Annotated in this window: 8 protein-coding genes; 7 read left to right on the forward strand and 1 reads right to left on the reverse strand. The window is 69.1% G+C overall.

Annotated elements, in window-relative coordinates; genetic code table 11:
- The first annotated feature begins 11 nt into the window (after positions 1-11).
- From H4W30_RS05570 to H4W30_RS05595, 6 genes are all read left to right on the forward strand, one after another.
- Positions 12-1,469 carry a trypsin-like serine protease gene (locus H4W30_RS05570; protein WP_192741792.1) on the forward strand — a complete coding sequence of 486 codons (1,458 nt, stop codon included), beginning with the start codon at positions 12-14 and terminating at the stop codon, positions 1,467-1,469.
- Between the two features lie 27 nt (positions 1,470-1,496).
- Positions 1,497-3,035 carry a S8 family serine peptidase gene (locus H4W30_RS05575; protein ID WP_192741793.1) on the forward strand — a complete coding sequence of 513 codons (1,539 nt, stop codon included), beginning with the start codon at positions 1,497-1,499 and terminating at the stop codon, positions 3,033-3,035.
- A gap of 364 nt (positions 3,036-3,399) precedes the next feature.
- Positions 3,400-4,098, forward strand: a complete 699-nt coding sequence (locus H4W30_RS05580; RefSeq protein WP_192741794.1) for a TetR/AcrR family transcriptional regulator — start codon at positions 3,400-3,402, stop codon at positions 4,096-4,098.
- On the forward strand, positions 4,098-6,620 hold the full coding sequence (locus H4W30_RS05585) for an ABC transporter ATP-binding protein/permease (protein WP_192741795.1): 2,523 nt from the start codon (positions 4,098-4,100) through the stop codon (positions 6,618-6,620). The genes H4W30_RS05580 and H4W30_RS05585 overlap by 1 nt, the downstream gene beginning before the upstream one ends.
- Positions 6,617-8,332: an ABC transporter ATP-binding protein gene (locus H4W30_RS05590; protein WP_192741796.1), complete on the forward strand. Its 1,716-nt coding sequence runs from the start codon at positions 6,617-6,619 to the stop codon at positions 8,330-8,332. Before H4W30_RS05585 ends, H4W30_RS05590 begins: the two co-directional genes overlap by 4 nt.
- Positions 8,329-9,195: an alpha/beta fold hydrolase gene (locus H4W30_RS05595; RefSeq protein WP_192741797.1), complete on the forward strand. Its 867-nt coding sequence runs from the start codon at positions 8,329-8,331 to the stop codon at positions 9,193-9,195. The genes H4W30_RS05590 and H4W30_RS05595 overlap by 4 nt, the downstream gene beginning before the upstream one ends.
- Here H4W30_RS05595 and H4W30_RS05600 read toward each other — a convergent pair.
- Positions 9,170-10,096, reverse strand: a complete 927-nt coding sequence (locus tag H4W30_RS05600; protein WP_192741798.1) for a hypothetical protein — start codon at positions 10,094-10,096, stop codon at positions 9,170-9,172. The two genes, H4W30_RS05595 and H4W30_RS05600, sit on opposite strands and share 26 nt — an antisense overlap.
- A gap of 238 nt (positions 10,097-10,334) precedes the next feature.
- On the opposite strand from H4W30_RS05600, the gene H4W30_RS05605 reads away from it, so the two are divergent.
- Complete coding sequence (locus H4W30_RS05605; protein ID WP_192741799.1) at positions 10,335-16,715, forward strand: DUF7927 domain-containing protein; 6,381 nt, start codon at positions 10,335-10,337, stop codon at positions 16,713-16,715.
- Positions 16,716-16,767 lie beyond the last annotated feature (52 nt).

Raw genomic sequence — 16,767 nt, forward strand, 5'->3', positions numbered from 1 at the left:
AGGAAATCACCGTGAGCAGAAAACGGATCTTGGGCGTGGTCGCCCTGACCTTGGCCGCGCTGGCGCCGGCGGCGAGTCTCGCCGGTGCGGCGCCGGCGGACCCTCTTCGCGCCATCACCCCGACCGACGCCGCGCCCTTGCCGACCGGTGGCGTCCACGGCCAGAGTATCGGCGGCTCGCCCGCGTCGGTGAAGGACTACCCGTACGCCATCGCCGCCCTGCGGGAAGGCGGCTCCCGGCCGAAGGGGCAGAGCTGCTCCGGCTCCGTCATCGCGCCCCGGAAGGTGCTGGTCGCCGCCCACTGCAAGGAACTGGCCGGCGAGAAGAGTGTCCTTTATGGACTGGACGACCTGAAGAGCGCGGGCGGCACCCAGCTGAAGGCCGTCGACTACAAGATCCATCCCAAGTTCACCCAGCCCTGGTACGGCTACGACGTCGCGGTGATCACCGTCGACGGCGACATCCCGGTCCCGCCCGGCGGTTACGCGAAGGTCGCCACCTCCGCCGACACCGGCTTGGAGGCACCGGGCAAGGACGGGTTCAGCCTCGGCTACGGCAAGAAGGACATCAACGACTCTACCCAGGACGTCACGCTGCACAAGCTGACCCTGCCGATCGTGAACGCGAGCCAGTGCACCGGCGTGGAGAACGGTGTCGACCCGAAGACGATGATCTGCGCCGGCTACTCCGACGGCCGCAAGACCATCCTCCCCGGTGACAGCGGCGGCCCGTTCGTCGTCGACGGGAAGGTCGTCGGCGTCGCTTCGTGGAGCCGCAGCGATTTCCGCTGGTACAGCGTCTACAGCAGGCTCAACAACGAGATGGGGGACTGGGTCGCCCAGCAGATCGGCGGCGAACAGCCGGGCGACGTCTTCACCCTCGCGGCTTCGCCTTCGTCCGTGAAGGTACTGCCGGGCAAGTACGTGTCGGCGAGTGTCACGAGCAAGCCGGGCAAGAACGGCGCCGAAAACATCACGCTGTCGGCGTCGGGTCTGCCCGAGGGGGCCAAAGCCACGTTCCAGCCCGCCACGATCAAGGCGGGCGAGGTGGCGAAGCTGACGATCGAAACCGCCGCCGGAACCCCGGAAAAAGCTTACCAGGTCACGATTTCCGGAAAGGGAACCACCGAGACGGCCACCGCGGGGCTGTCACTCACCGTCGGCGCCGGTGAACCTCCCGTCGGCGACCTGAAGGTGACCGTGAACCCGTCTTCGGGATCCGGACGCGCGGGTTCGCTGGTGAGCGCGACCGTCACCGCGACCGGCGGAACCGGCTCGATCACCTTGTCCGTCAGTGGATCCGGGCTGCCGGTCAACCCGTTCTTCTCGCCGCAGAGCGTTTCGAGCGGTGGCAGTTCGACCATGCAGGTCTTCGCGCCGTTCCAGCCGGGCACGTACCCGATCACGGTGACCGCCAAGGACGGCGGCGGCAAGACCGCGACCACCACGTACACCCTCACCGTCCAGTGATCTTCGTCGAAACAGAGGTGATCTCCCATGCGTGACAAGACGAAAACCCTGCTGGCGCTCGGCCTGCTGAGCCCGCTGCTCGCGCTCGGCGCCGGGACGGCCGTCGCCGCCGAGGCCGAAGGCGTGGTGATCCCCGCCAAGGAGCACTACGGCGACCAGTACATCGTCGTCCTCCATGACGTCGCCGCCGCGGGACAGTCGGCGTCGGCCGAGCTGGCGAAGCGGTACGGCGGCGAGGTGCGTTCGGTCTGGACGGCTGCCGTCCGCGGCTTCTCGGCCAAGAGCATGACCGCGGCCGAAGCCCGGAAACTGGCCGCCGACCCGTCGGTCAAGGCGGTGTACGAGGACGGCACCGCGCGCGGCACCGGCACCCAGCCGAACCCGACGTGGGGCCTGGACCGGGTCGACCAGAAGAACCTTCCGCTCGACAAGTCCTACACCTACCCCAACGAGGGCGCGGGCGTCACCGCGTACGACCTCGACAGCGGCATCAACCCGTCGAACCCGGAGTACGAAGGCCGCGCCAGCCTCGGCAAGGATTTCATGGGCGGCGACGGCAAGGACTGTCACGGGCACGGCAGTCACACGGCGGGCACGATCGGCAGCAAGACCTACGGCGTCGCGAAGAAGGTCAAGATCGTCGGGCTGAAAGTGCTGGGCTGCAACAACTCCGGACCGGACTCGGGCATCATCGACGCCGTCGACTGGGTGACGGCCAACGCGCAGAAGCCCGCCGTGGCGAACATGAGCCTGACGATGGACGCCCCCGGGGTCGGGGACGACGCGGTGAAGCGGTCGATCGCGTCGGGCGTCGTCTACGGCGTGGCGGCGGGCAACGCCTCCACGGACGCCTGCAACACCAGCCCGGCCCGGGTGCCCGAGGCGATCACGGTCAACGCCTCGGACTCCTCGGACAACCGGTCCTCGTTCTCCAACTACGGAAGCTGCACCGACATCTTCGCGCCCGGCACGAACATCACCTCGCTGAGCCCGAGCAACGGCGGAACCGCGGGGATGAGCGGGACGTCCATGGCGACGCCGCACGTCGTCGGCGCGGCCGCGCTGTATCTGTCGGCCAACCCCGGCGCGACTCCGCAGCAGGTGCGGGACGCGCTGGTGAACGGCGCGACCGCGGGCGTCATCAAGAACGCGGGCAGCGGCTCGCCGAACAAGCTGCTGAACGTCTCGTCGATCGGCAGCGGTGGCCCCGGCCCGCAATGCGGGGTCAAGTCGAACACCACGCCGGTGTCCATTCCGGACGCCGGGGCGGCGGTGACCAGCTCCGTGACCCAGGAGGGTTGTGACGGCAGGGCTTCCGCGTCGCTGCCGGTGAAGGTGGACGTCTCGCACACCTACACCGCGGACCTCGTGCTCGACCTGATCGGGCCGAGCGGCAAGGCCTACCGGCTCAAGGACTCCGGCGGCGTCGGATCGGCCGACGGTGTGCACCAGACCTACACGGTCGATGCCTCCGGTGAGGCGGCCAACGGCACCTGGAAGCTGAGCGCGCAGGACGTCTACCGGTTCGACACCGGCTCGATCGACGGGTTCGCCATCACGTTCTGAACCCACTGAAGCTCGCCGGCAGGGCGGGGAGGGAAGCACTGGCGGGGCCGCTTCGGCGGTCCCGCCGGTGTTCGTTCACCGGCGGCGCGGCGTGCCGCGAAAGCCACTTTCGGGACATCAGAGGTCGCGAAAGTGGCTTTCGCGACACCTCGCGCAGGCGACGCTCGCCGTGGGCCGGCTGCCCACCCCGAGGCGTTGCGAAAGCCACTTTCGCAACCTCCAACGTTGCGAAAGTGGCTTTCGCGACACGACCCGGCCCTGGTCCGGCAACCGTTTGGCAGCTTCCGGCCACCGGCCGACTGCGCCTTGACACCAACTAAGCCTACCCTTAGTTTCCCCCTGTAACTTTCCAAAAGGGGGCGCAATGCCGAACCTCGGTGGCCGTCCGGCGACCATCGCGCGGGACGACATCCTGCGTGCCGGTCGTGAGCTGGGGATGCGCCGGCTCAGTGTCAAGGCGGTCGCGGTCCGGCTGGGGGTGACCGCGACCGCCCTGTACCGGCACGTCGACGGCCGGTGGGGGCTCGAGCGGCTGGTCGGCGAGAGCATCCTGGCCGAGCTGCGGCTCCGGGACGATCCCCGGCACGACCTCGAGCGGCATCTGCTGTCCTTCGCCTTGCAGATGCGGGAATTCGCGCTGGAGCATCCCGGTCTCGTCACCTACCTGCAGTTGCTGTTCCCGCGCGGCGACGGCGGGCAGCGCCTGCTCAACACCGAAGTCGAAGCCCTCGTCCGCCGGGGTTACGAGCCCGCCGCGGCGATCGTGCTCAGCGGCGCCGTCGCGTCGCTGACTATCGCGATGACCGCGTCCGAGGAGAACAGCACGGCCGCGGAGGAGGCCGACGGCGACGGGCTGGACCGGGAACGCCAGGCCGTCCGAGACCGGTTGTCCCGTGACGACCGGCTCGCCGGGCCGTCCGCCGCGTTGCCGGAGGTGCCGCGGCCCGAGTACGTGCGGCTGCTGCTGACCGCGTCCATTCGCGGGTTGATCGAGTCCTGCCCGCCGGGCAGGCCCGTCGCCGAGATGGTGGCCGATCTGGCGGCCACGGGAGAGGATCTGTGATGGCGCGCGGCTTCCAGGGCGCGGTGATGCGGGGTTTCGGGGCCAGAGACCACGAAGCGACCGTCGTCGAAACAGAAGAGATCACGCCGCGCTTCGTGCGGGTCCGGTTCGTCTCACCGACGTTGTTCGAAGACGTCGTCGTGGAGCCGACGGCCTGGCTCCGGTTCTGGTTCCCGGATCCGGAAGGCGGCACGACGGAGTTCCAGCGCGCGTACACGCTCACCGAAGCCGATCCGGCAGACGGCACGTTCGCCATCGACGTCGTCCTGCACGAGCCCGCCGGACCCGCCTCGCGGTGGCTGCGTGAAGCGCGGCCCGGAGCGAAGGTCCCGGTGATGTCGCTGGGTTCGTCGTCCTTCTCGGTTTCCGCCGAACCTCCGGCCGGCTACCTGCTGATCGGCGACTCCGCGTCGATCCCCGCGATCAACGCGATCCTCGACGTGGTCCCGGCCGAAATCCCGATCGAGCTGTACCTCGAAGAGCACGAGGAGACCGACCGCCTGATCCCCTTGGGCGAGCACGCGAGGCTGACCGTGCACTGGGTGCCGCGCCTCGACGCGACCTCGCTGGCGGCGGCGATCGAGACACGCGACTGGTCGGACTGGCAGGCCTGGATCGCGACGGAGGCCGGTTCGTTCAAACATCTGAAGACGCGTTTGCGCGAGACTTTCGGCTTCCCCAAATCCGAGGTCCACGGCCGGGCGTACTGGTACTACGGCCGGGCCATGGGCGCTTTCCGCGGGGAGAAGGAGGAACCGGCCGCTGAGGTCCCGGAGCCCGTCAAGGAGGCACCCAAGGGAGCTTGGCGGGCACAGGCGGCCGGCCGTCTGCTGGCGCCGGTGCGGCGGACGCTGATCCTCGCCGGGATCCTGCAAGCCGTCGTGACACTGATCGGTCTCGCACCCTTCGTGCTGCTCGTGGAACTGGTCCGGCGGCTGCTCGCGGGCGGCGAATCCCTGTGGGCGCTCGGCATCGCGGCGCTGGTGCTGCTCGGCGTGGGAACACTGCTCGAATCCGCGGTCGTGCTCTGGCTGCACGCGGCCGACGCCCGGTTCGCCCGCGAGCTGCGGCACCGGTTGCTTGGCAAGCTCGCGCGGCTGCCGCTGGGCTGGTTCACCGCGCGCGGCTCGGGCGCGGTCGCGAAACTCGTGCAGGGCGACACGCTTTCGCTGCACTACCTGGTCACGCACGCCGTTCCCGACGCGGCGGCGGCCGTCGTCGCCCCGGTCGCGGTGCTGGCGTACCTCTTCGCCGTGGACTGGCGGCTCGCGCTGGTCCTGCTCGTCCCGATCCTCGTCTACCTCGTCACGACGTCGGTCATGGTCGTCCAATCGGGACCCAAGACCGGACAGGCGATGCGCTGGGCGGAACGGATGGCGGGTGAGGCGGGCGCGTACCTGGAGGGGCAGCCGGTGATCCGCGTGTTCGGCGGTGCCGCGGCGTCGTCGTTCCGGCGGCGGCTCGACGAGTACCTCGGTTTCCTCGGTGACTGGCAGCGTCCCTTCACCGGCAAGAAGACCATGCTGGACTTCGCCACCAGGCCCGCGACCTTCCTGCTCCTGATCACCGGTGTGGGCACGCTGATGGTGGCGGGCGGTGGCACGGAGCCGGTGACCTTGATCCCGTTCCTCTTGCTGGGCACCACGTTCGGCGCGCGGCTGCTGGGCATCGGGTACGGCCTCGGCGGTGTCCGTGAAGGGATGCTGGCCGCCCGCCGCGTCCAGGTCGTGCTCGACGAACCCGAACTGTCCACAGTGGAACTGAAGGACCGGGACGGCGTCGAGCCCGGCACGGTGGAACTGGACCGCGTGGGTTTCGCCTACCGCGCCGGCGTTCCCGTGCTGGAGAACGTCTCCCTGACGCTGCGCCCCGGCACGGTGACCGCGCTGGTCGGCCCGTCGGGAGCGGGGAAGTCGACCCTCGCCGCGTTGGTCGCGCGGTTCCACGACGTCACCGACGGTGCGATCCGGGTCGGCGGCCGGGACGTCCGCGCCTTCGCCGCCGACGAACTCTATGGCCGGGTGGGATTCGTGCTCCAGGATCCGCAACTGGTCCGGGGGACCGTGCGGGAGAACGTCGCCCTCGCCGTTCCCGGCGCGACCGAAGACCAGGTCGTCGCCGCGGCCCGCGCCGCGCGGATCCACGAGCGGATCCTGCGGCTGCCCCAGGGTTACGACACCGTCCTCGGTGCCGGTTCCCAGCTGTCGGGCGGTGAACGCCAGCGCGTCGCCATCGCCCGCGCGATCCTCACCGACGCCCCCGTCCTCGTCCTCGACGAGGCGACCGCCTTCGCCGATCCCGAGTCGGAGTACCTCGTGCAACAAGCACTCGACCGGCTCACCGCGGGCCGGACCGTGCTGGTCATCGCCCATCGGCTGCACACCGTCAGCGGCGCCGACCGGATCGTGGTCCTCGACGGCGGCAAGATCACCGAAAGCGGGACCCACGAAGAACTCCTCGCCAAGGAAGGGCGGTATACCCGCTTGTGGCAGGCCGGTGCCGGTGCGGGGGTGACCGCGTGATCCGCACCCTGCTGGGCCTGATCCCGGACACGAAACGCGCCGCGTTCCGGCGTTACGTCGTGCTCGCCGTCCTGTCGGTGCTCCTGCGCGCCGCCGGTGTCGTGCTGCTGGTGCCGTTGGTGGGTGCCTTGTTCGGCACGGAACCCTCGCACGCGCTGCCCTGGCTGGGCGCGCTCGCGGCGGCCACCGCGGCGGGCTGGGCCGTCGACGCCGTCGTGGGGCGGCTCGGATTCGAGCTCGGGTTCGGCGTGCTGGACCACGCCCAGCACGACGTCGCCGAGCAGCTGACGAACGTCCGGCTGTCCTGGTTGGACAGTGAGCACACCCAGACCGCCCGGCAGGCGATCGCCGCCACCGGACCCGACCTCGTCGGCCTGGTCGGCTATCTGCTCACCCCGCTGATCGGCGCGGTCCTCCTGCCGATCGCGATCGCGCTGGCCCTGCTGCCGATCGCCTGGCCGCTCGGTGTCGCCGCGCTGGCCGGGGTCCCGGTCCTGCTGGGCGCGCTGTGGGCGACCGGGCGGATCACGCGGCGCGCCGACCGGGCCGCGGCGGAGGCGAACACCACGCTGACCGAGCGGATCGTAGAGTTCGCCCGCACCCAGCAGACGTTGCGCGCCGCCCGCCGCGTGGAACCCGCGCGCAGCCACGCCGGTGCCGCGCTCACCGCCCACCACGGCGCGACCGTCCGGCTGCTGCGCCTGCAGATCCCGGGGCAGGTGCTGTTCGGCGTCGCCGGTCAGCTTGCGCTGGTCCTGCTCGCCGGGACGACCGTTCTCCTTGCCACCCAAGGCAGGTTGAGCGTGCCCGAGGCCGTCGCGCTGATCGTCGTGATCGCCCGGTACCTGGAACCGTTCACCGCGCTCGGCGATCTCGCACCCGGTATCGAGACCGCCACCACCACGCTCGGCCGCATCCGCACCGTGCTCACCGCGCCGGTCGCCCCGGTGGGGGAGGCCGCGGCACCGGCCGAGGCGCCGCTGATCCGGTTCGAGAACGTCGCTTTCCGCTATTCGCCGGGCGCCGAGAACGTACTGGAGGACTTCGACCTCACCCTCGAACCGGGGACGACGACGGCGATCGTCGGGCCGTCCGGCTCGGGCAAGAGCACCGTCCTCGCGCTGCTCGCCGGTCTGCACCAGCCCACCGGCGGGCGGGTGCTCGCCGGCGGCACCGACCTCGCCGATATGTCCGCGGACGGCCGCCGGGATCTCGTCACCGTCGTCTTTCAGCAGCCGTACCTCTTCGACGGTTCGGTGCGCGACAACGTGCTCGCCGGCGACCCCGCCGCGAGCGACGAGAGGGTCGCCGAGGTCGCCGGGCTCGCGAGGGTGGACGAACTGCTGGAGCACACGGCCGTCGGCGAGGCGGGCGGCGCGCTCTCCGGCGGCGAGCGGCAGCGGGTGTCCATCGCCCGCGCGTTGCTCAAACCGGCGCCGGTGCTGCTGGTCGACGAGGCCACCAGCGCGCTGGACACCGAGAACGAGGACGCCGTGGTCCGCTCGCTCAGCGCCGACCCCGTGTCGAGGACGCGAGTGATCGTCACCCACCGGATCGCCGGGATCCGGCACGCGGACCGGGTGCTGTTCCTGGAGGACGGGCGGATCGTCGAGGACGGCACCGTCGAAGAACTCCTTGCGGCGCAAGGACGTTTCGCCGAATTCTGGCGGCGGCAGATCGACGCCACCGGCTGGAGGATCACCGCGAGATGACCCACACCCAAGGCGAGCCGGAATGGGTCGTGACCCGCGACGGCAGACGGCTCCACGCGATGGTGCACCCCGGGCCCGAGGGTTTCGCCGGGCCGACGGTCGTGTTCGAAGCGGGAGCCGCCGCCACCCGCTCGTCCTGGGCGGCGGTCCAGCCGGAGGTCGCCCGGCACGCCCGCGCGATCGTCTACGACCGGTCCGGGCTCGGCCTCAGCGCCCCCGACCCCGGCGGCCGCACACTGCGCCGGATGGCCGACGACCTCAACGACGTCCTCGACCATTTCGGCCAGGGGGCGTACGTCCTCGCCGGGCACAGCGCCGGTGGACCGATCGTGCGGCAGGCCGCCGCCCGCCGCCCGGAGCGGATCGCCGGGCTGGTGCTGGTCGATCCGACCGACGAAGCCGCGGACGTCCTCTTCGGCCGCGCCTTCCGCACCGGTGAACGCGTGACGCTCCGGCTTGGCGCCGTGCTCGCGCGGCTGGGCCTGCTCAAGGTCCTCTTCCGCGGCCTGCTGAAGGGGATCCCGGACGACGTCCGCCGCGACCTCGAACGGGAGGCGTTCACCGTCGGGACGGTGCGGACCCAGCGGGAACAGGCCCGCACCTTCCTCGACGAACTGGCCGTCTGGCGGCAGGATCCGCCAGCGCTCGGGGACATCCCGGTCACCGTGGTGTCCGGCGGCCTCGGCGGGGGCGGATTCTCCGCCGCCATGAGGGCTCGGGCGAACGCCTCACACGCCCATCGGGTGGCCCTCTCGCCCGGCGGCAGGCACGTCATCGCGGAGCGATCCGGCCACTACGTCCCGCTGACCGAGCCCGAGGTGATCGCCCGCGAAATCGTCAGGATGACGCGAGCGCCCGCCTGAGCTCTTCGTAGGTCGGGGCCAGCGTCCGGAGGGTCGCGGCGGCGCGCGAGTCGTCCTCCACGACGAGGTCGTACTGCAGCGAGCCGATCAGCCGGGCCTGCGTGGTGAGCACGGCGGCGGCTTCGTCGCGTCCGATCCGGCGCAGGCACGTCGCCGCGTCGGCCGTCCGCCGGGCACCGAGGCGGACCACGAAATGGACGAGCAGCCCGCGCAGTTCCGGGTCACAGCCGTCGCCGATCCGCGCGGCGAGCGCGAGCGCCGCGTCGCCGTTGCCGAGCGTGCCGGGCGGGAGGCCGGTGTCGTCCTGCCCGCTGAGCCGCCTGATCGCCCTGGGAAGTGATGCCGCGATCGCGGCCTCGTCTTCGACGGCGGTGTGCTGCACGAACTTCGTCCGCATCGTGTGCGGTTTGCCGTACGCGACCGTTTCGGCGCGCCAGGCGGCGGCGAAATCCGCTCGGGGGATCCGCGCGTACGGGTAGCCCTGCGGGTCGTGGGCGGTGACGGACTCGTCGTCCGCGGCGAGCGCGACCAGGAAATGGTCGGCCCCGATCGGGCCGGTCATCCCCGGCTGGTGGCGCAAATGCCCCATTTCGACCGGACCGAGCAGCACCGGGCCGTCGGCGAGGCTTTCGACGAGCCGGGCGAAGGCGGCGTCCGGATCCGGTTCGCTCGCCGTCTCCGCCCGCCAGCCGAGGACGTCGAGGGCCTCGCCGATACCGAGATCGGGATCCCAGCCGAAAGCGTCGAAGAACGGCAGCGAACCGCCGATCAATTGCATGCCGAAGGGGCTGCCGGTCACGGTTTCGAGCACGTCGGTCCCCGGCGCCTCGGAGCCGAGCATCATCGCGAGGGAATGGGCGTAGCAATAGGGGCCGGAGCCGCGATAAGGAAGATCGATCACGTGTTCGATCATGGCGGTTTTCGAGCGAAAACGCCACTCCCGATCGCGTCCGTTGTGGACAGTGAATTCATCACCCGTCCGGGGGTTTCGGGGCCACTCAACGGGTTTTATCCAGGCGACACCGCCGGTCCCGGTTGTGCTCGACGATCAAGCCGACCCAGGATGACCACGACTTGGGCTCGCTGTCCCCGCTGTCCTGACCTGGGCCGACGGGAGCGAGGGGTGAGGCGGAGGCGGCATGGCGGAACGTCGGGGGCGTAATCGGTGGCGCCGGGGCATCGCGGTGCTCACGGTGGCGCTCGTGGCTTTGCTGATGGGTGCGCCGCTGCCCGCGAACGCCCAGATCCAGCCGCGCGGAGCGGGTACCGAACGGCCGATCGGGCCGGAACCGGTGTACTCCGGGCTGGCGCACGGCGGGATCACGATGGCCGCCAACTCCGTCGTGCAGTGCGGTGTCGGCGTGGTCTGCAACGAGTCCACGAGCAACGCGAGCCCGGTGTCGTGGATCAAGACCGACCCGGCGGCACCGGGGAACACCGCCTCCGCGGCGAGCTTGAACGTCCCGGCCGGCGCGAAGGTCCTCAACGCCCGGCTGTACTGGCAGTTCAACCCGGTCGCCAGCAATGGGACCTCCGGCGACGGGAGCCGGGGCAACCAGGTCTCCGTGAAGACCCCGGGTTCCGCGACCTACCAGCGGATCACCGCCGAGACCTACGACTGGTTCCCCGCGACCACCACGGGCGGGTCCCCGACCCTGTACGCCTACGGTGGCGCCGCCGACGTGACGTCTCTCGTGGAGAGCGCCGGCACCGGGCAGTACACGGTGGCCGACATCCAGGCCTGCCAGGGCCAGTCGATCAGCGGGACGAACCTCGGCTGCTGGGGCGGCTGGTCGCTGGTGGTCGCCTACGAACTGCCCAGCGAGCCGCTGCGCTACCTGCAGGTGTGGGACGGTCTGCAGCGGGTCGCCGGCGGGACCACGCCGAGCTCGGCGACCATCGCGCTGAGCGGTATCAAGGCGCCGACCTCGCGTCAGCCCAACGTCGAACTCGGCATCGTCGCGGGTGACGGCGACGCGCCCATCACCGGCGACTACCTCCAGGTCGGACCGGACGCGTCCAGTCTCCAGACCATCGCCATGCCCGCGCCGGGTGGCGTGGCGACCAACAACGCGTTCAGCAGCCGAATCGACCGGGTCACGGCCACCGGTTCTGGCACCAACGTGACTTCGCGCGTGCCCAACCCGGTGAACAACGTCGGCTACGACTCCCGCAGCATCGACATCACCGGCAAGGTCCCCGCGGGGACCACCGCGCTCCAGGTGAAGATCGGCACCGTCGGCGACGCGCTGTACCCGCAGACGATCTGGCTCGTCACCGACGCGCTCGAACCCGACCTGCAGATCACCAAGGCCAACGATCCGGTCGGTAACACCGACGACAACCCGCCGGGCTACGTCACCAAGGGCGGCGAGGTCACCTACAGCTTCGACGTCGCCAACCGGCACGCCGACGGCAGTGTCACCGATCTCGACACCGCGACGAACGTGGTGCTCACCGACACCCTGCCCGACGGCGTCACGTTCGTGGCCGGGTCCAACCCGAACTGTTCGGCCGTCGGCCAGCTGGTCACCTGCAACCTGCGGAACCTGAGGCCGGGGCAAGCGCAGAAGGTCGACTTCAAGGTCAAGGTCGGTGCCTCGGTGCCGGACGGCACCAAACTCGACAACACCGCCAAGCTGACCTTCCGCGGCGAGGACACCGGGCGTCCGCAGGAACGCACGTCGAACACGGTGCGGAACACGGTCACCTCGCCCGGATACCAGCTGACGAAGACGGTCGACCTCGCCGAGGCGATCCCGGGCGACACCCTGACCTACCAGGTGACCCTGCGGAACACCGGGGTGATCCCGGTGCCCGCGCTGACGGTGCGCGACACCTTGCCGCCGGGGACGACCTACGTGTCCTCCACGCCGTCGAAGGGCACCGCGTCCGGTTCCGGGCCGATCGACTGGGCCGTGAACGGCCTCGCCGTCGGGGAGACGGCCACGTTGACGGTGCGTGTGAAGGTCGAAGAGGCCGCCATCGGCAAGGAGCTGGTGAACCGCGCGAACGTCCCGGTCGGGCCGCCGCCGGTCGTCCCGCCGGACAACCGCTGCCCGGACGATCCCGCCGCCGCGTGCGCGAAGACCAAGGTGCCGCCGCCGTCGTACACGGTGACGAAGACCGCGGACAAGGAATCCGCCAACCCCGGTGACGTGGTGCGCTACAAGGTCACCGTCGCCAACACCGGGAAGGTGACCGCGGCGGGTCTCAAGGTCGTCGACGATCTGACCGGGGTGCTGGACGACGCGGTCTACCAGAACGACGCCACCGCGTCGCCCGGTTCGGTGACCTACGCGGAACCGAAGCTGACCTGGACGGGAACGCTCGCGGCGGGGGCCGGCGCGGAGTTCACCTATACGGTCAAGGTCAAGAGCCCGAACACGGGTGACAACCGGCTGAAGAACGTGGTGACGACCGAGACCCCGGGCGGGAATTGCCCGCCTGGTTCGACGGATCCGAAGTGTGGGACGACGACGCCGGTTTCGGGCCTGTTGATCGAGAAGACCGTGGACAAGCAGTCGGCTAATCCCGGCGATGTCGTGAAGTACACGGTGACAGTGAAGAACACTGGTCAGACGAAGCTGACGGGAGCGACGTTCACCGATGATCTGACTCGGGTTCTGGACGATGCGGACTACCAGAATGATGGTGCGGCGACGATCGGCGGGGTGCTGTATGCGGCGCCGAAGTTGACGTGGACCGGTGATCTGGAGGTCGGTGCCACGTCGACGGTGACGTATTCGGTGAAGGTCAAGAACCCGAACAACGGCGACAACGTGCTCAGGAACGTGGTGTCGTCGGAGACTCCGGGCGGGAACTGTCCGCCTGGTTCGGCGGATCCGAAGTGTGGGACCACGACGCCGGTTTCGGGCCTGTTGATCGAGAAGACTGTGGACAAGCAGTCGGCGAACCCTGGTGACGTCGTGAAGTACACGGTGACCGTGCGGAACACGGGTCAGACGAAGCTGACGGGAGCGACGTTCACCGATGATCTGACGCAGGTTCTCGATGACGCGGACTATCAGAATGATGGTGCGGCGACGATCGGTGGTGTCACGTACGCGGCGCCGAAGCTGACCTGGACCGGTGATCTGGAAGTCGGTGCCACGTCGACCGTCACGTATTCGGTGAAAGTCAAGAATCCCAACCCCGGTGACAAGAAGCTGTCCAATGTGGTCACTTCGGAGACACCAGGTGGGAACTGTCCGCCGGGTTCGACGGATCCGAAGTGCGGCACGACGACGCCGGTGTCGGGTCTGACGATCGAGAAGACCGTGGACAAGCAGTCGGCTAATCCCGGCGATGTCGTGAAGTACACCGTGACCGTGAAGAACACGGGGCAGACGAAGCTGACCGGTGCGACGTTCACCGACGATCTGACGCAGGTTCTTGACGATGCCGCCTACCAAAACGACGGTGCGGCGACAATCGGCGGGGTACTGTATGCGGCGCCGAAGCTGACGTGGACCGGTGATCTGGAGGTCGGTGCTACCTCCACGGTCAGGTACAGCGTGAAGGTCAAGAACCCGAACAACGGCGACAACGTGCTCAAGAACGTCGTGTCGTCGGAGACCCCGGGCGGGAATTGCCCGCCGGGTTCGACGGATCCGAAGTGCGGGACGACGACGCCGGTTTCCGGTTTGCTGATCGAGAAGACCGTGGACAAGCAGTCGGCGAATCCTGGTGACGTCGTGAAGTACACCGTCACGGTGCGGAACACGGGGCAGACGAAGCTGACCGGTGCGACGTTCACGGACGATCTCACGCAGGTTCTCGACGATGCTGATTACCAGAACGATGGCGCGGCGACGATCGGTGGCGTCACGTACGCGGCGCCGAAGCTGACCTGGACCGGAGACCTCGAAATCGGTGCCACGTCGGTGGTGACCTACACGGTGAAGGTCAAGAATCCGGCTCCCGGCGACAAGAAACTCATCAACACCGTCACGTCGGAGACGCCGGGTGGCAACTGCCCGCCGGGCTCCACTGATCCGAAGTGCGGCACGACGACGCCGGTTTCCGGGCTGCTGATCGAGAAGACCGTGGACAAGCAGTCGGCTAATCCCGGTGACGTCGTGAAGTACACGGTCACGGTCAAGAACACTGGTCAGACGAAGCTGACCGGTGCGACGTTCACGGACGATCTGACGCAGGTTCTCGATGACGCGGACTATCAGAATGATGGTGCGGCGACGATCGGCGGTGTCACGTACGCGGCACCGAAGCTGACCTGGACCGGCGATCTGGAAGTCGATGCCACGTCGACGATCACGTACTCGGTGAAGGTCAAGAACCCGAACACCGGTGACAACCGGCTCAAGAACCTGGTCACGTCGGAAACGCCGGGTGGGAACTGCCCGCCGGGTTCCACGGATCCGGACTGTGGCACGGAAACCCCGGTTTCCGGCATGGAGATCAAGAAGACGGTCGACAAGCAGTCGGCTAATCCCGGTGACGTCGTGAAGTACGCGGTGACCGTGCGGAACACTGGTCAGACGAAGCTGACCGGCGCCACCTTCACCGACGATCTGACCCAGGTGCTCGACGATGCCGTTTACCGGAACGACGGTGCCGCGACGATCGGCGGCGTCACCTACACGGCACCGAAGCTGACGTGGACCGGCGACCTCGAAATCGGCGCCACCTCCACGGTGACCTACTCGGTCCAGGTGAAGACCCCGGGCGACGGCGACAAGAAACTGTCCAATGTGGTCACTTCGGAGACCCCGGGCGGGAACTGCCCGCCGGGTTCGACCGATCCGGACTGCGGCACGACCACCCCGGTCTCCGGGTTGCTCATCAAGAAGACCGCCGACAAGAAGTCGGTCGACCCCGGTGACACGGTGAAGTACACGATCACCGTCACCAACACCGGGCAGACGAAGCAGGACAACGCCACCTTCACCGACGACATGACCGAAGTCCTGGACGACGCCGACTACCAGAACGACGGCGCGGCGACGATCGGCGGCGTCACCTACGCGGCGCCCAAGCTGACGTGGACCGGCACGCTGGAGATCGGGCAGACCTCGACCGTCACCTACACGGTCAAGATCAAGAACCCGAACCCCGGCGACAAGAAGCTGTCCAATGTGGTCACTTCGGACACCCCGGGCAACAACTGCCCGCCGGATTCGACCGACCCGAACTGCGTCGCGGACGTGCCGTCCCGCGAGCTGACGGTCAAGAAGACGTCGGACAAGCAGACCGCGAACCCCGGTGACGTCGTCACCTACACCGTCACGGTCACCAACACCGGCAAGGTCGATCTGGTCGGCGAGGACGCCGCCCGGGTGACGGACGACCTGTCCGAGGTACTCGACGACGCCGACTACTCCGACGACGCCGTGGCGGCCCCGGTCGCCGGGAAGTTCGCCTTCACCGCGCCGAACCTGGTGTGGGCCGGCGATCTCCCGGTGGGCGCGTCGACCACGCTGAAGTATTCGGTGAAGGTGAAGAACCCGGTGACGGGCGATCACGAACTGCGGAACACCGTCAGCACCAACACCCCGGGCACCTGCCCGCCGCAGTCCGACGACCCGGCGTGCTCGACCGTCACCCCGGTGCCCGGCATCGCACTGGAGAAGAAGGCGGACAAGGCCACGGCGAACCCGGGCGACGTCGTGAAGTACACGGTGACCGTGCGCAACACCGGCAAGACGAAGCTGACCGGTGCGACGTTCACCGACGACCTCACCGAGGTGCTCGACGACGCGGTGTTCCAGAAGGACGGTGCGGCGACGATCGGTTCGGTGACCTACGAGGAACCGAAGCTGACCTGGACCGGCGACCTGGAGATCGGGCAGACGGCGACCGTCACGTACAGCGTCAAGGTGACCAAGACCGGCGGCGACGGCAAGCTGGCCAACGTCATCACCTCGGACACTCCGGGCGGCAACTGCCCGCCGGGCAGCAAGGACCCGAAGTGCGGGACGACGACGCCGCTGTCCAGCCTGAAGATCAAGAAGACCGTCGACAAGACGGAGGCGAAACCGGGCGAGGTCGTCACGTACACCGTCACGGTGGAGAACACCGGGCAGGCCACAGTGGACGACGCGACGTTCACCGATGACCTCACCCAGGTGCTCGACGACGCCACCTTCGACGGCACGGCGAAGGCCAGTACTGGAGTGGTCACCTATTCCGCGCCGAAGCTCACGTGGAAGGGCGAGCTCAAGCCGGGGGAGAAGGCCACCGTGACCTACGCCGTCACCGTGCGGAAGCCGGCGACCGGTGACCACCGCCTCCGCAACGTCGTCACGTCGGACACTCCCGGCGGCAACTGCCCGCCGGGTTCGGACAATCCGGACTGCGGGACCGACACCCGGGTGCCGCCCGAGCCTCCGACGCCGCAGCCGCCGGAGAAGCCGAACCCGCAGCCGCCGACCACCCCGCGTCCGCCCGGGCTGGCCGTGACCGGCTCACCCGTGAAGACGATGACGGTGCTGGCGCTGGGCATGCTGGCCATCGGCGCGTTGCTGCTCCTCGCCGGACGGAGGCGCCGGGAGTCCTAGGGGCGCGGGCGCGGCGTGCGTAAAGGCGTAACTCGCGTGATCAGGCGCGTAA

Source organism: Amycolatopsis roodepoortensis, assembly GCF_014873915.1.
Lineage (GTDB): Bacteria > Actinomycetota > Actinomycetes > Mycobacteriales > Pseudonocardiaceae > Amycolatopsis > Amycolatopsis roodepoortensis.